The sequence below is a fragment of the Roseivirga thermotolerans genome (assembly GCF_014653175.1).
In the GTDB taxonomy this organism is placed as follows: domain Bacteria; phylum Bacteroidota; class Bacteroidia; order Cytophagales; family Cyclobacteriaceae; genus Roseivirga; species Roseivirga thermotolerans.
Genome location: NZ_BNAG01000003.1, coordinates 92,310 through 108,092 on the forward strand (window position 1 = coordinate 92,310; position 15,783 = coordinate 108,092).

Genomic DNA, 15,783 nt, shown 5'->3' on the forward strand with positions numbered 1-15,783 from the left:
CCGACTTCTACCCATTCGATTTTTAAAGTGTAAAAATAGAAAGACTGTCTCACAAGCCTGTAATGTTTGATACGGGGGAGTGAGACAGTCTCTTTTTTAAGCCGCATGCATGATTGTAAGGATACATGCTCCCTATTCTTGCGGCTAGTGGTGTTTGTGGAGTACCTTATTACCTCAATAGTAAGCGTTCTATTTTAACGAACTACAGTTACTGCTCCTTTCTGTTCAAACTGACCTCTTTCCGGCTCAAAGCGCGAGGTAAACCGGATTACATAGGGATACGTACCAAGAGGAACCAATTCACCGTTAAAGGTGCCATCCCATTTAAAATCTACTGAGTTGCTTTGGTAAATAAGCTCACCCCAGCGGGTGTAAATGAAAATCTGGAAGTTATCGACAAAGTCATTCGGGAACACAGAGAAGGTATTGTTTGGCGCAGGGCTGCTTGGTGCAAAAGCATTGGGAGCAATAACCTCCGGATCGCAACTTTCAATAATGGTTACCGAATCGGTGCGAACACAACCAATGGCGGTAGTCATAGTTACGACATACTCTCCCGGGCCTTCCACCGCAAGTGTTCTTCCTCCCTGGGGGTAGGGCTGACCGTTGCGGGTCCATTCGTAAGTTTCAAAGCCTCTTCCGGCCAAAAGCACAGGATTGGATGTTCGGGTGGAGCAATAGTACTCCACCTCAGGCAGTAGGCCTTCCGGCACAGCTTGTCTGCGCACAGTAATGCTTCGCTCAATAAAGCAGGTTCCGTTAGAAATGTTCACGGTGTAAACACCTTCGTCTGTTACACTCACAGAAGAACCGGAAAGCCCTGTAGCCTGACCGTCTCGTGTCCAGGTGTAATTGTTGGGGTTGCCGGAAGTTACGTTTACCGTAAGCGTAATGGGTGAGCCGTCATCACAGGCCGGAGACGATGTAAGGCTCGCTTCCAGTGCTTCAGGAATGGTGACGTTGGTTGAAGTACTGCCCGAGCAATTCAGGTTATCAGAGTGCCTGACCGTTACCGAGTAGGTGTTTGTACTATTCACCGTTATTCTTCTGGTTGTGGCTCCGTTAGACCAGTTATAAGTATAATTCGCTCCCGGCTGTGGATTGCTCACCTCAGCTTCAAGTGTAATCTCACCTTCACATACATCGCCAATTTCGTTGATCTGAACCACTGGTTGAATGGTAAGGTCGACCACTACATTTTCAGAAACTTCACAGCTTCCCGGTGCAGTGGCGGTTACGGTATAGGTGCCGCTCTCGGTCACAGTTACATTAGAGCCACTGGCTGTGTAACCGTTAGGGCCTGTCCAGCTAAACGATGCGTTGGCTGTAGAAGAGGAGGCTGTGAGCTGTGCGTTTGGGCCACATTCTTCCACAAAGGGCTCGGTGGTTAAGTCAACTGGTTGAGGTTCATTAATGACTATACCTGTTTGACTTTGCACGCAGTTTCCATTCGATGTAACCTCAAGATCATACGTTCCTCCACTTAAGCCGCTTACCTCAAAGTCGTATGTAGTGGCGGCAATTGCTGAATTTATGGTATCGGAAGTCGTATTTCCGTTATCGTTGTTGGTGAGTACATAGCTAATCGGGAAAACATCCGTGTCAAGCGTAACCCGAATAGAGCCGGTGGGATTGCTACAGTCCGCATCGGTAGCTGTTACATTGGAGATGGTAAAGTCAGGCGGATCATTTTGCACCTGTATGTTGTCCAGAGTTTGAACACAACCACTGCTGTTATCGGTAATAGTTACGGTATAAGTATCGGCTGCCAGGTTGCTTACCGGTTCAACAGCCGGACCCGCAATTGAGTTTTGTGCCACTTGCCCGGTAGAGTTGCCGGTAACGGTATATGAGTAACTTCCTGTTGTGGAAATGTTTAGCTCAAAGCTACCATTGCTGGCCCCGCAGGCAGGGTTTACAATATTGGTTGCAGTAGCTTGCGCTAAGGGGTTAATGGTTACCCGAGTAGTGTCGTTCACAAAACAGCCGGCATTGATGGGGTCTTCAATAGATACCACGTACAAGTATTCTCCCGGATTGCTGCTGTCAACCGTTGCTCTTCTCTGATTAGGCAGAGTTGTGGTAGAGTTGTCGGGGTTTCGTACGGTCCAGATGTAATTGTTGGCTGTAACCTCCGGGTCTAGTGTCAGGGCTCCATTCTGACAAATGGTGCTGGCTTCCGGCAGGTTAATTTCGAAAGGAGGTCCAACAAACGTTTCGCCCGAACTATAACAACCCAGTGCATTACTGATGGTAACGGTATAGATTTCTTCTTGAGTAACTGTAAAGGTTCTGCTGGTCGATACTACTGTGCCTTGGCTATCGGTCCACTCAAATGTAAGTCCCGGATCGTCCGGATTTCCCTGCCCTAGAGCATCCAGGGTATAAGTGTCTCCTTCGCAAAGTGAAATAGCTTGCGGAATCATTGGAGGATCAGGTGTTGCAAAAACTTCTATTTGCTGTACCAGGGTAGTATCAAGGCCACAGCGGTTTACGATGTTGAGCGAAATGTTGAAAAGCCCTGTTTGATCTTCGGTAAACACGTAGGCTGTGTCTTGCCCTTGAGCACTGAACACCGTGTTGTTGTCGCTCTGCCTGGTAATGCTCCAATAGAACTCATCAATATCGGAGGTGCCCGTTCCGCTCATAGCAATGCGCTCTTCCACACAGGTTTCGTCTGGGGCACTCATGCCCGGCAGTTGTTGCGGGTTGGCATTGTTTTGCACAAAATTGGGTAGGCCAAGCCTTGAATGCCCAACTGTAAGCACTACAGCCTGAGGGGTGAATCCTGAGTTGGCTGTGGTGTCTTCATTGGCGTTGATGGAGGCTACAAAAGCGGAACCTCCCGGATTACCCGGAGTTTCTACAGCTACGTAGATGGCTCCGTTAGGACCGGTTTGTATTTGTCCATAATTCACATTCTGATTTTGGCCGCTGGTTATATCGGCTCTGGAGGCTAGCCTGGAAGCCTCAGTAGAGAAGGAGTCTACCCGGTACTCCAATATTCTTCCACCCGGGCTGCTTCCCGATCGGTTGTTCATGGTGGCAAACAGCTTAATTCCTCCTGTTGAAAAATGTACGTCATAAACCTCATCATTGGCACTGCCTCCTTCGTTGAGGTCTATTCGGTACTCAAACTCTACAATTTCACCGGTTTGAGGATCGAAATCGAAAAGCTCTACATAATCCTCGGTACCTTCAATTAGAGCTACGGCCACACGCTGACCATCGCTCGAGAATTTCATACCGGTTTGTGCACTGGCGGCATCGTTGAACGAATGGACCGATCCGGCCGAAGACAGCACGGGGGCTCCAATACCATCGGCAGTTATCGGATACGACCTAAAGGTGTTGTTTCCGAACTCATGGGCCAGTAACCAAAAGCCTCCACCAACTTCGTAGGCAGCCAGCCTTTCTGTATTATTGGTGTATAGGATAATATCTTTCAGCACAACGTCTCCCCGGCCATTATCGGCTTTCATATCTACCACAGAATATTTCAGCGCATAAATGTTAGAACCGTATACTTCCTGGGTGGTGAAGAGGTAGTACAGGGTTTCATCTTCGGGAAATGGCACAATAATTACTGCCTGAACAGCCACACTATCTCCTCCTATGTTGGTGCCATTGGGCATTACACCATTTTCTCTGTTCCAAACGGTTTTTCCATTGCTATAGAATAGTACATCGCCATTGGCATCGGAAATGGTAGAGGTACCGGCCGGTGCGTTCATGGCGTGGGGGTCGGTTATGCTGCGCGGAGGAGGGTCAAGCCCTTCTTCTTCATTAAAATCTATACCCGCACCATTGCCAAAATACCAGATGTTGGCGGTTTGGCCTTCATCGCCATATACGGTAACTCTGGCTGTGCCATACACCGGACATCCGCCTCCCGTTGGTGTAACCACCACCCAGTAATCTCCCGATTCGGTCACATCGATGGTCTGGGTAGTTTCTCCCGTGCTCCAGAGGTAATCATATGAGCCGGTGCCACCGCCACCGCCTCCTCCTCCGCCTCCGGAGCTCTGAGGTTGTGCATCCAGTGTCAAAGTTTCGCCAGGGCAAATTGTGGTATCGGGCAAAGACAACTGAAGGTCGTTTTGCTCCACCTGAGTATTGAGTATGCCGGAATAGGTCAGTCCGTTAACTTCCATAGAAACAGTAGCCAGCAAGGGGCCTGCCTGGTCTAGCGTAACCAATGGAGCTTGCATATTGGACTGTAAATTTATGGGTTGAAAGTCCCAGTTAATGCTGCCCGGTATTATAGTGCTAGGCTCGAATGATACATAAAACTGTATGGGAGTATTCATGCACAAGGTGCCGTCCTGAACGCCCACCTCAATAAACGGCTGCGTATTTTTAAGTGGGCTGAACTGACTGAAATAGTTGGATTGTGGGTTGACATCGCTGAAAAGGTTAGCTTCATACTGAATGCGCGCTACAACGCTATCGGGCTGATTAATTCGGTTGAGATGGGTGGTGGCACCACCAATGTCTTGCGTAATGTGGTAAATGGTGCTGTCGGGAGCCAGTTGAAGGCTTCTGCTCTGTAAAGAGCCATACGTTTGTACTGTCTCTATCGATGCATCGGGACGCGAATCGAACATGTTGAATCGATACAAGCCCCCTTCGGTGGCTCTGTTTCGGCTAAAGTAGAGGTAGTTACCTGATAGTGACCATCCGGCCGAACCTCCAAAGGTCTGACCTGCCGCGAAAGAATTGAGAATGGTTCTCACGGTGTTGAGCTGTGGTCCGGGGCCACCGGTTTCTTCGAACTGAATAACTTCTATGTTGGTATTGTTGGCCGGGATTATGGCTATTTGTCCGGTAGCCGCATGAAGGGCAAAATGCTGAGCCCGTATGGGTGATGTAAGGTTTAGGTTAGCAACCAGATCGAACGTTCCTCCGGGTTCAGGAATGCTATGCAATTCAATGATTCCCGTGGTGGCGTTCTGGCTTAGCAACCAGAATTCTTCTAAATCGCGTGAACCGATGACTATCATACCATCACCTCTGTCGGTAATGCCGGTAGGCATATTTTTTTGCGCCAGCACTACTCCGGCCGGAGGACCATCGGTGCGGTTACCGGCCAGACCGGTGTTGACAGCAGTCCATAAAATTTCTCCGGCTGCATTTCTGTGCAGAAGATATTGAATAAGTTCATTGCCCACGCCTGGGGCCGGGCTTGTACTCATTGCCTGTATGGCATTGGGGTCGGTAAGTATGCCCGTTCCATTTTGCATAACCTGGTTGGTGCCATCATAAATATTTATACCATCGGAATAGAAGTATAAGTCGCCAGAAAGTGGAGAAGTGGCCGTTACCTTCTCTCCAATATTGTTTTGAGGAATTTTACCCGGATGAAGAATGGGAGGGGCTTCGGGCGATTTGCCAAAGATCAATGCCTGATTGTTCCCCATGAAATACCAATTGTGCTGGGTATAATTCTGCGCTGTTAATGTGAAAGTGGTTAACAGAAACACAGTTAAGAACTGAGCAATCTTCTTTGCGGACACGTTTATCTTTTATCTTATGGACAATTGGCTGAAATCATACCCATAATACGCAGTTATAAAGGTTTTTATTATATTCAGCCCTTCGTTATGATGCCCTAAGATAACGGAATTCTTCTATGTGGAAACGAGCTCTTCTCGTAGAAAAATTAAAAATTGGCAAACTATAGTATAATAGTGACAGGGTTTCTTTCCGTTTAATTGTTAAAACTTACATGCGAAGAGCAGGCATAGTACTTATTTCCTTAATCAGTTTATTCACTTTGAGCGATTTAAAGGCGCAAGACCCTCAGTTCTCGCAATTTTATGCCGCCCCGCTTTATATAAACCCGGCCTTTACCGGAGCCTCTGAATATACCCGAATGGGGGTGAACTATCGAAACCAGTGGCCCAATCTGCAATCTTCTTTTGTAACCTTTTCTTTTTATGCCGACCACTTTATGTATAAGTACAATAGTGGTATAGGTATGATTATTACTACTGACAGAGAAGGCCATGCCGGACTGCAGTCTACTAATATAGGGCTTAGTTATGCCTATCAGCTAAAGATCAATGATAACCTGGTGTTCAGACCGGGGATTCAATACAACTATTTCAATCGGAATGCAGGCTTTCAGAGTTTAGTATTTGCCAACCAAATAGACCCAATTACAGGAGCTATAGATAGAACCATCACAGATCCATCAGTGGCCAACCGTGATTTAAGGGTTAGCTTTGGCGACTTAAGTGTGGGAGGGGTGCTTTATTCCAGAAGGCTCTTTTTAGGGGCTGCCGTACAACACCTCACAGAGCCCAATCAGTCCATTATTGGAGGAGACAGCCCCTTGCCGCAGCGCATTACTCTGCATGGGGGAATTAAGTTTAAGATAGGAAGAGGACCTTTACGTAAAGACCTGACTTACACCTATGCTGAACGCTCCATTACCCCTGTGTTTCAGTACAAGCAACAAGGTAAGTTTTCTCAGTTAGACGTGGGTGCCTTTGTACACCTTGAGCCTATTAACCTGGGTGTACAGTACAGGGGAGTACCTTTTAATCAGTTTGAGAACTTCCCCAATAATGAGGCTATTATATTTTCGCTGGGGGTTACCACCAACAATTTCAATATTGGCTATAGTTTCGATTATACCATTTCCGATTTGGGTATTGAGGCGGGGGGAGCTCATGAATTTTCCATGGCCTATTTCCTCAATTTCAACAAGCCCGTGAAGGTGCCAAGGGATAGATGGAGAATACCTTGCCCGAAGAATTAAAGTATGTTGTATGACTCCAGAAGAGTGGCTTTACCTGATTGTTGGTATTGTATTGGTCGATTATGTGGTTGACCAGGGATTAGACTACCTCAACCTGCGCCACTCAAAAACTAAATTGCCCGAAAAGCTCGAAGGCTTGTATGAGGCTGACGAATATGCCAGATCGCAGCAATACCAGAAGGCCAAGGCAAAGTTTGGTTTTGTTACCTCGGCTTTTAGTACATTACTTACCCTTTTGGTTTTATCACTTGGCCTTTTTGGTTGGCTGGACGCCTGGCTGAGAGACTCCATAGACGACCCTATACTGCTCTCGCTGTCCTTTTTTGGTGTGCTCTTTCTGTTGTCTGACTGGGTAAATATTCCCTTTGCTTACTATGCCACCTTTGTGCTGGAAGAGCAATTCGGTTTTAACAAAACAACCTTAAAAACATTTATTACCGACAAGCTGAAGGGCTATTTGCTAATAGCGCTTATTGGTGGTGGGCTTGGGTATGCGCTGCTGTGGATTATACAGGAACTTGGAGCTCAGTTTTGGCTGTATGGCCTGGGGCTTGTATCGCTGTTTATGCTGGTAATGAATCTCTTTTATACTTCACTCATCTTGCCTCTTTTCAATAAGCTTAAGCCTCTTGAAGACGGGGAGCTGAAGGAGCGAATTGTAGCCTATAGCAACAGTGTAGGGTTTCCGCTTAAAAATATCTTTGTAATTGATGGCTCCAAGAGGTCTACAAAAGCCAACGCTTTCTTTTCCGGCCTTGGTAAGCAAAAAAAGATTGTGCTCTACGATACCCTCATTGAAAAGCACACTACCGAAGAATTAGTGGCTGTGCTGGCTCATGAGGTAGGACATTATAAAAAGAAACACATTGTGATGAGCCTGTTGATTAGTGTGGTACAGCTGGCGATTACTTTCTATGTGCTTTCTCTGTTTATGTTCAATGAGAATTTGTCTTTGGCTCTTGGAGGAAATCAATTGGCTATTCACCTCAATTTTATAGCCTTTGGCCTGTTGTATACGCCAATTTCCAGACTCACAGGCTTGTTGATGAACGCATTGAGCCGAAAGAATGAGTATGAAGCCGATGCTTTTGCGGCAAGCACCTATGCTGCCCAACCTTTAATGACTGCACTCAAAAAGCTTTCAGCCTCAAGTCTTAGCAATCTTAGCCCGCATCCTGCTTATGTCTTTGTTCATTACTCACATCCTCCACTATTGCAACGGCTTGAAGCGATGGAAAAGTTGGCTAAAGAAAGTTGATATCAATATTCCCCTGATAGCGCATCAGATAGTTTACACCCTGTTCGGCTGTCATTTCTCCTTCAAGAATTTTAAACAGGGTCTCTGTTATTAGTGGTTTTAGTCCCTGGCTATCGGCCAGTTGTTTAATAATGCGTATGGTGTTTACACCTTCGGCAGTTTCTTCCATTTCGCCAAGAGCTTCTTGCAATGAGGCTCCTTTGCCAATTTTATGGCCAAGCGTATAGTTTCTACTGCTGGTACTGGTGGTAGTGGCCACCAGGTCGCCAATGCCGGCCAGACCTACGAAAGAAGATATTTCGCCTCCGAGTGCCTTGCCCAGGTAGATCATTTCTACCAAGCCACGGCTCACTAAAAGACCGCGGGAGTTTTCGCCAAGCCCCAGGCCGGAGAGAATTCCGGAGCCAATGGCAATAATGTTCTTAAGAATACCGCACAGCTCTACTCCCCGAAGGTCGGCATTGCCATACACCTGGAAGTTTTCTGAGCGGAGCAGACTTTTGCCTTTGCTAATTACCTCATTGAAGGGCGAGGCTATAACGGTAGCTGCCGGGTGTCCCATAGAAAGCTCAGAGGCCAGATTGGGACCGGCCATACAGCCAACCCGAACAACCACGGTTTCTTTGCGAATTAACTCGCTCATGGTGTAGAGGTTGCTTTTGTTGAGCACGAAATCCGGGGCCTTTTTTTCCGGCAGCTCCAGATGGAGCCCCTTGGTGCCATGAATCATCATATGGTAGGGCCGCAGGTGAGGTGCCAGATTCAGAACCATTTCCCGGAACGATGCTGAGGGAACCATGGGGAAAAGGACATTGCAGTTTTGGGGCAAATCCGATAGGTTGTTGGTGACCTCTACCCGATCGGAAAGCTTTTGCCCTGCACAGGTGCGGGTTTTCTTAATTTCAGCAATGGTTTCTGTGTTTCGTGCATAAAGTAGCACGTTCACGTTTTTGGCCAGTATGTTGGAAACGGCTGTTCCGAAGCTTCCTGCTCCGATTACACCCACCAATTGCTCAGACATATTTTTCGAGATTGTAGCCTACTAGTCGGTTATGATAATAGTACAACAGGTTTAGATCTTGCGTAGTAATATCACCCTTCTTGTTCTTAATCAATGGTCGTTTGGAGTGGTACATGCCCACATTTTTTAAACCATGATCTATGATCTTATCGACTTCTCCGGTCAGGTAAGGAGAGACGCCTATCTCACCGGCATTGTGCATGCGGTGAACCTTGGTTAGCACGCTTTCGAAAGAGGTCTTGAACTCCTCATAGGGAATTACAAGGTCTTCTTCAGGAAGACGCAATATGTTATATAAGTCTAGTTTCTTGAATTTCTTTTGAAGTATAACAAAGGCTGTAAATGCTGCCAGGTGGCTGGCAAATACTTTGTTAATGCGATGGTACTCTTCTACTATTCGTTCACTCAGCATGCGCGTATACTCATCTTCGCGTTGCTGATTTTGCGAAATTATACGCCCGTCTTGAGTGAAGTATTCTTGTGTATCTATAATGCGTCCGTGCTTGTCGAAGCTTTCGCCCTGATCATTAACATAGTTGCCCAACACATCCATAGCTTTACCGATAGAAACCGATATATCAGAGCCCTTAGTAAAGAATTTCAGCAAAAAGGTAGAGATCTTATATGATGTAGAGTATTCGTCATTTTCTACATAGTATCGTTCCTGCCCCTGAAGCTTAAGGTACTGACGGATAAGGCTAGGAGCTTCGAGTACAAAATGATAGTTGAGGGTGACGGGAACTACAAATATTTTTTCCAGGGCATCGCGTTTTCCTTTCTGATAGTTTACCCGCTGGGCTTCAATAGCCGTGCTTAAAAGTCCCAGTTTCAGCCGTTTTTCGATTTGCCCGGAGCGAGACCGGGTACCTCCCGGAAAGAAGAGGCTATGGCAGCCCCGTTGAATTGCCAAACTGGAGTAGGCCTTAAGTGTTTCCAGATACAGCATATTCTTTTTGCGCCTGTCTACCTTATAAGCCCCCAGGCTGTTCATAAAGTAGGCAAACATGCGAATGTTAAAAAGGTTGAGTCCTGCACCATAAATAAATGCTGGCAGCCCCAGTGTGCTAATTACCCAGCCAATTAGTATAGAGTCCAGGTTGCTGAAATGAGTAGGAACCATAATAATGGTGCCCTTCTTGGCCAGTGTGCGCAATTGTTCAACCTCGCCTGTAATATGAATTTTGTCTTGCAGGGTGTATTGTGTACTGAAAATAGACCAAAACCCTCTGGCCCGTGAGGCATTGAGCAATCGGGCAAAACCAAAAGTGACTATGGAGCGGGCCATCCGGTAGCGTGATTTTTTAAAGTTACCCGCTATTTCATTGGAGTACCGGCCAATGATGTCGTAAAGAATGGCGTCCAGTTGCTCGTCTTTGGCTTTGTCGTCTTCAGTTTGTGCAATGTCCAGCAACCGTTCCTTAATTGAGTTAAGAAAGGCGGCTTCATCGGGCGGGTCTACTGCCCATGGGTTTCTTTTAATCCGTAGTTTTTCTCTAAAGAGGGTTGTCTCAATTTCTTCTATGAGTGCCTCACGCGATTTATTGTTGGCTTTTATTCTGCGTATGCTCTCCTCAGTTACTTCTTTAATAAATTCCGCTCTGTTGCGGCTAAGAGCCACTACTGGCCATTCATTTATTCCACCCGGCAATACCTGATCGTACTTCTTCTTGGTGTAATCTTTAGAGTTGGATTGCATTCAGTATTAAATATGTTCAAAAGCCGACCATTACGAGTCGCTTCTCTTAGTCAGTCTTTTCAGTTGCCCACAAAGTAATACAATTTCTTCTTCAGTATTAAAGCTGTGCAGGCAAATCCGAAGGCGTTCGGTGCCTTCTTTTACTGTCGGACTTAAAATGGGCCGTACATCCAGCCCTAGTTGCAGTAACTCTGAGGCTACCGATTTGGTTTTATCATTTCCGCCAACCACTACAGCCTTGATGGCCGAAGGGGAGGCGTTTTCGGGTAATAACGAGTTGAATAGTTGACTGTTGGCTTGTAGCTTTAACTGTCGCCATGGGGCAGAACTAAGCTGCCCGAAAGCTTCCTGAATAGAAATAAGCTCGAAATCGGAGGGTGCCGTGGTATAGATAAAGGGGCGGGAAAAGTTAATGAGATAGTCTTTTGCTGTGGCATTGGTGGCTATGGCCGCACCATGAATACCCATGCCCTTACCAAAGGTGTATACTACAGCAAAAACCTGTTCACCAAGCCCAAGCTCATTTACCATTCCGCTACCATTCTTTCCGAAAACACCTGTGCTATGCGCTTCATCTATAATGAGATGGGCCTTGTGTTTTTGTGTTAGTGTCACCAATTCTTGGAGCGGAGCGGCATCTCCATCCATCGAATAGACTGACTCTACTGCCACATATACCTGGCCTTCCGATTGTTCCAGCTTTCGGGAAAGATCATCTAGCGCATTGTGTTTGAAAGGCATCTTGCGAGCCAGACTCAATCGCGCACCGTCTTTAATGCAGGCATGAGAGAGCTCATCGTACAGTATGGTGTCGCCTCGTTGCGGAATGGCTGAGAACAAGGCCAGATTGGCCATGTATCCGGAATTGAAGACCAGGGTGCTTTCAGACTGAAAAACATCGGCCAACAACGACTCCGTAGCTTCAGTGAGTTGAGAGTTGCCGGTGATCAATCGTGAGCCTGTAGAGCCGTTGAGGCTGTGCATAGAGCTGTATCGCTCCATAATAGTCTCCTTTAATTCTTTCGATTGGGCCAGACCCAGGTAATCGTTCGATGAAAAATCGATCAATCCCTTGGTTGGAGTGCGCAACTCCCTGAAAGAGTTGGTGCTTTTACGCTTATTTAGTTGGTTTAGCAGTCTTTCCATTTCGGCTAAAAGTGTGGTGTAAGCGAAAATTAATTCACACTTTTGCGCTCAATCTACGAATACATGAGGTTTCTCAGGCCAATTGTCTTTGCATCTTTATTAATTTCTTTTGGGCTACAGGCTCAAACCGAGTTTAGAAACCGCGAGTTTTCTATTGTCAATGAAAATGACGTGTACCTGTTTCTCGGCATTGATCGGTACTACTCCAATGGAATGTTCTTTAACTACCGCTTCTTGCCCAAAAACAAAAAATCTTCCAAAAAAGTAATTTATGAAGTGGGGCTGGCTCAGCGTTTTTGGACTCCCCAAGACCTGCGAATAATAAACCCCGAGGCCTATTACAGGCCTTATGCCGGACTGCTCAATGGTAATTTTCAAGTGGCCGAATTCCCTGAAACCTATAAACGCATTAGCTACGGCATAGAGCTGGGAGTGATAGGCAAGGCATCCGGAGCGCAGGCATTTCAGGAATGGTACCATAAGCAGTTTGGCTTTCCACAACCGCAGGGGTGGAAAAACCAAATACCCAATGGATTTGTGTTTAATTTTTCGCTAGAGTATAACCGGCAGTTTGTGCTGGTGCCAAGCCGGTTCGATCTAATAACCACATCGGCCATGCAGTTGGGCAACGCCTTTGTGAATGCCAGGCAGCGAATAGACCTGAGGTTTGGACATTTGAGGAGTCTTAGTAAGAGTGCTTTTGTGAATGCCCTGATTGGCGAAGGTAGCCGCAGCATGGAAACCCACAACTACTTCTTTTTAGGCTATGGTTTGGAAGGTGTGGTACACAACGCTACCATACAGGGGCATGCCTTTAACGCCAATGCCCCACACACTGAAGAAATAATGCCTTGGGTGAGGCACATGCGCCTGGGGTGGGCTACCAGCTCAGAAAACTCTACTCTTAAAGTAACCTATAACTGGCTGAGTAAAGAGGTGCGTGGCCGTGCAGGAAGGCACGCCTACATAGGTCTTGAACTGCAGCTAAGATTTGTGCCCAAGCGTCAGTAGGGGGTGTCAGTCACTAAAGAAGGTTAAGGTCTTTTCCAAAGCCAATTCAAGGTCTTGAGGAAGACTTTTATCCATATGCGGATGCCGAGCTCCAAAAGTATGGTTGGCCTTGTTCAGGATAAAAAGCTTGCTCTCCGGTTTCCATTGATGCAGTTGAAAAGCTGCATTTATATTGACAGTTTCATCGTTTGTGCCATGTATAATAAGCATTGGTTGCCATACTTTCTCCATAGCCCTGGCTATAAGGAATCGGTCTCCGTTTCTGGAGAAATCTTCGGCAAACTGATAGTACATGGGGTAATCTTCTCCGGTTCGGGAGTTTTTTACATACACCACCCCATGAGTTTTCCAGTAAGTGAGTTCAGCTTCGGTAAAACGAGAAGCAAAGTCGTGGACAGAAGCCCATGTGGCCAGCTTTTTTATTCGAGCATCTTCTGCCGCTTTAATAATAGATATACCCCCTCCGCGGCTGTGCCCGATCAGGTATATGCGGTTTAGGTCTAAGTTTTGTATTTCCTTGCTCAGGGTTAGTTCCAGATAGGTAAGGAGCCTGTCTATATCTTCAATTTCCCGGCTAAAATTGTTGTAGCCAAAAGCCTCCTTGTCTGTAATCTCATTTAGATTTTCAGGAGTTACGCCATTGTAAGAAAAGTTGAACTTGAGAAAGCAGAAGCCCTCCAGAGCTGCTTTTTCCGAAAGAAGAGACCAGGGCCCCCAATCTTTAAATCCCTTAAAGCCATGGGCAAAGAGAATGATGGGCTTGGCAATACCATTGTTTAGATAGGTAATGTCGGCAGTTATTGGTTTTTGATTTAAGCTTCCTTCAATTAAAAGTTCTTTTTTCGTCAGTTCCTGCACCTCCATCCTTCGAATTTATGTTTATGTTTTTGCCGTTGCTAGTTTACCTATTAATATTGTAGCACTCAAGTCTAATGGCTCTTCAACTCAAAGAAATACAGGCGCCCATAGCCTCGGAAATGATAGATTTCGAGGAGAAATTCCGTTCCTTCATGAAGAGCAAAGTCTTCTTGCTCGATAAAATCATGAGTTACATAGTGAAGCGCAAAGGAAAACAAATGCGCCCTATGTTTGTATTTCTTACAGCAGGAGCCTGTGGGCAAATTACCGATAGAACCTACAGAGGAGCTTCTTTAATAGAATTACTGCACACTGCCACCTTGGTGCACGATGATGTGGTAGACGATTCGAACTTCAGAAGAGGGTTTTTCTCTATCAATGCACTTTGGAAAAATAAGATTGCCGTATTGGTGGGCGATTACCTGTTATCACGCGGGTTGTTGCTCTCGGTAGATCATGAAGATTTCGACCTGCTAAAGATAGTCTCAGAGGCTGTTCGCGAGATGTCTGAAGGAGAGTTGCTTCAAATGGCCAAGGCCCGCAACCTGGATATTACGGAAGAAATCTACTATGATGTGATCAGGCAGAAAACCGCCTCGCTCATTGCTTCATGCTGTGCGGTAGGGGCGGCTTCATCGGGGGCGTCTTTGCAAACCATTCAAAAAATGAAAGAGTTTGGTCTTAACGTAGGTATGGCTTTCCAGATAAAAGACGATCTCTTTGATTATGGCACCAGTGAAATTGGCAAACCATTGGGGATAGATATTAAGGAAAAGAAAATGACCCTTCCGCTTATTTATGCTCTTTCCAAGGCCAGTAATGGAGATAGACGAAGAATCAAGAGTATTGTAAAGAGCAACAGGCAAACCAATAAAAAAGTACAAGAGGTAATAGACTATGTGAAGCAGTCCGGGGGTATTGAGTACGCTAAGGAGGTAATGCAAGGGTATTATCAGAAATCGCGAGAGGTGCTTTTAGATTTGCCTGAAACGGCCTACCGCCAGAGTTTGCTCGATCTTGTGCAGTTTACCATTGAACGTTCAAAATAGTAACACCCGATGAAGGTCTTCAACGGGTGCTATTCAGTTAGTAGTTTAAGTATTTACTTGTAGTCCGACAAGGGTTCTGAGCCTCGTCTCCCTAACAACAATTCTATTTGATTATAACCTTATTGTCCGCCTCAAACTTTGGTTAGAACGGCTCAATTGTAGTGGTCAAACGTCATGCGTCAGACGGTGATTTTGTTGAGCTTAATAAGGGGTTGAGTACCAATTTTGGGTCTTAAATTTGGCTCAGGTCGTCTGGTTTTTGAAAATCTTGGGGAAATCTCCCACCGCATACCACTTTTCTTCACAGTTCATGTTTTTTCGACATAATAGTTCGAAATTTGACATTATTTATCTGATTTACAGGTATTTACGATTTTATTGCGTGAGGTGGATTAATGAAAAGAAATGAGCTCAGGTAGCGCAAAATCGAATGATTTTCTTAAATTTTCAGTCAAAGTGGGAAAAAAAGGAAAAAAGTGGGGTGAAGTGGAATGTTTTTCTATCTTTGTATTAGTTCAGGTGTGTAATGACTTTTTTTACTGGTGAATATGATTGTAAGCTAGACGCTAAAGGAAGGCTTGCTTTACCGGCCAAGGTAAAGTCTGCTTTGCCTGATGTGGCTACTCAGGAGCTGGTGCTTAGGCGCGGCTTTGAGTCTTGTCTGGTTTTGTATCCTATGATCGAGTATAAAAAGATTATCAACCGTGTTCGGTCTTTGAGTGAATTCAACGAGGAGTATAGGAGGTTTCAAAGGAGTTTCTTTCGGGGAAATCTGGAGATAGAAATGGATGGTTCTGGTAGAATCAACATTCCGGCCCGAATGATGAGTTATGCTTCGTTGGAGAAGGAGGTGGTTTTAGTGGGGTTGGGCAACCGGGTTGAGATCTGGAATCCTGATCTGTATGAGGAGAACCTCATTAATGACACTTCGGAGTATTCAAAGCTTGCCGAAAAGTACTTGGCTGAAGAATAACAAGT

10 protein-coding genes are annotated in these 15,783 nt (G+C 45.8%); 5 read left to right on the forward strand and 5 right to left on the reverse strand.

The genetic code is table 11. The features are described from left to right. Nucleotides 1-194 precede the first annotated feature (194 nt). Nucleotides 195-5,420 carry a T9SS type B sorting domain-containing protein gene (locus IE164_RS10365; protein WP_189630170.1) on the reverse strand — a complete coding sequence of 1,742 codons (5,226 nt, stop codon included), beginning with the start codon at nt 5,418-5,420 and terminating at the stop codon, nt 195-197. Between the two features lie 308 nt (nt 5,421-5,728). Here IE164_RS10365 and IE164_RS10370 point away from each other — a divergent pair, with 308 nt between their 5' ends. Then, nucleotides 5,729-6,766, forward strand: coding sequence for a PorP/SprF family type IX secretion system membrane protein (locus IE164_RS10370; protein WP_189630171.1), 1,038 nt, complete (start codon nt 5,729-5,731; stop codon nt 6,764-6,766). 10 nt (nt 6,767-6,776) lie between these two features. Then, nucleotides 6,777-8,024 carry a M48 family metallopeptidase gene (locus IE164_RS10375; protein WP_189630172.1) on the forward strand — a complete coding sequence of 416 codons (1,248 nt, stop codon included), beginning with the start codon at nt 6,777-6,779 and terminating at the stop codon, nt 8,022-8,024. On the opposite strand, the gene IE164_RS10380 is transcribed toward IE164_RS10375, so the two are convergent. From IE164_RS10380 to IE164_RS10390, 3 genes are read right to left on the reverse strand one after another with little or no spacing between them, the layout of a single operon-like run. Next, nucleotides 8,011-9,045, reverse strand: a complete 1,035-nt coding sequence (locus IE164_RS10380; RefSeq protein WP_189630173.1) for an NAD(P)H-dependent glycerol-3-phosphate dehydrogenase — start codon at nt 9,043-9,045, stop codon at nt 8,011-8,013. The genes IE164_RS10375 and IE164_RS10380 overlap by 14 nt on opposite strands. Further along, nucleotides 9,038-10,741 carry a 1-acyl-sn-glycerol-3-phosphate acyltransferase gene (locus IE164_RS10385; RefSeq protein WP_189630174.1) on the reverse strand — a complete coding sequence of 568 codons (1,704 nt, stop codon included), beginning with the start codon at nt 10,739-10,741 and terminating at the stop codon, nt 9,038-9,040. The genes IE164_RS10380 and IE164_RS10385 overlap by 8 nt, the downstream gene beginning before the upstream one ends. A gap of 30 nt (nt 10,742-10,771) precedes the next feature. Continuing rightward, nucleotides 10,772-11,887, reverse strand: a complete 1,116-nt coding sequence (locus IE164_RS10390; protein ID WP_189630175.1) for an aminotransferase class I/II-fold pyridoxal phosphate-dependent enzyme — start codon at nt 11,885-11,887, stop codon at nt 10,772-10,774. A gap of 42 nt (nt 11,888-11,929) precedes the next feature. Here IE164_RS10390 and IE164_RS10395 point away from each other — a divergent pair, with 42 nt between their 5' ends. Next, nucleotides 11,930-12,898 carry a lipid A deacylase LpxR family protein gene (locus IE164_RS10395; RefSeq protein WP_189630176.1) on the forward strand — a complete coding sequence of 323 codons (969 nt, stop codon included), beginning with the start codon at nt 11,930-11,932 and terminating at the stop codon, nt 12,896-12,898. Between the two features lie 6 nt (nt 12,899-12,904). On the opposite strand, the gene IE164_RS10400 is transcribed toward IE164_RS10395, so the two are convergent. After that, nucleotides 12,905-13,762: an alpha/beta hydrolase family protein gene (locus tag IE164_RS10400; RefSeq protein ID WP_189630177.1), complete on the reverse strand. Its 858-nt coding sequence runs from the start codon at nt 13,760-13,762 to the stop codon at nt 12,905-12,907. Between the two features lie 68 nt (nt 13,763-13,830). On the opposite strand from IE164_RS10400, the gene IE164_RS10405 reads away from it, so the two are divergent. Together IE164_RS10405 and mraZ are read left to right on the forward strand one after the other, a co-directional pair. Then, on the forward strand, nt 13,831-14,805 hold the full coding sequence (locus tag IE164_RS10405; protein WP_189630178.1) for a polyprenyl synthetase family protein: 975 nt from the start codon (nt 13,831-13,833) through the stop codon (nt 14,803-14,805). 526 nt (nt 14,806-15,331) lie between these two features. Further along, nucleotides 15,332-15,778 (forward strand): division/cell wall cluster transcriptional repressor MraZ, encoded by a 447-nt coding sequence (gene mraZ, locus IE164_RS10410; RefSeq protein ID WP_189630179.1) that lies wholly within the window; start codon nt 15,332-15,334, stop codon nt 15,776-15,778. Nucleotides 15,779-15,783 lie beyond the last annotated feature (5 nt).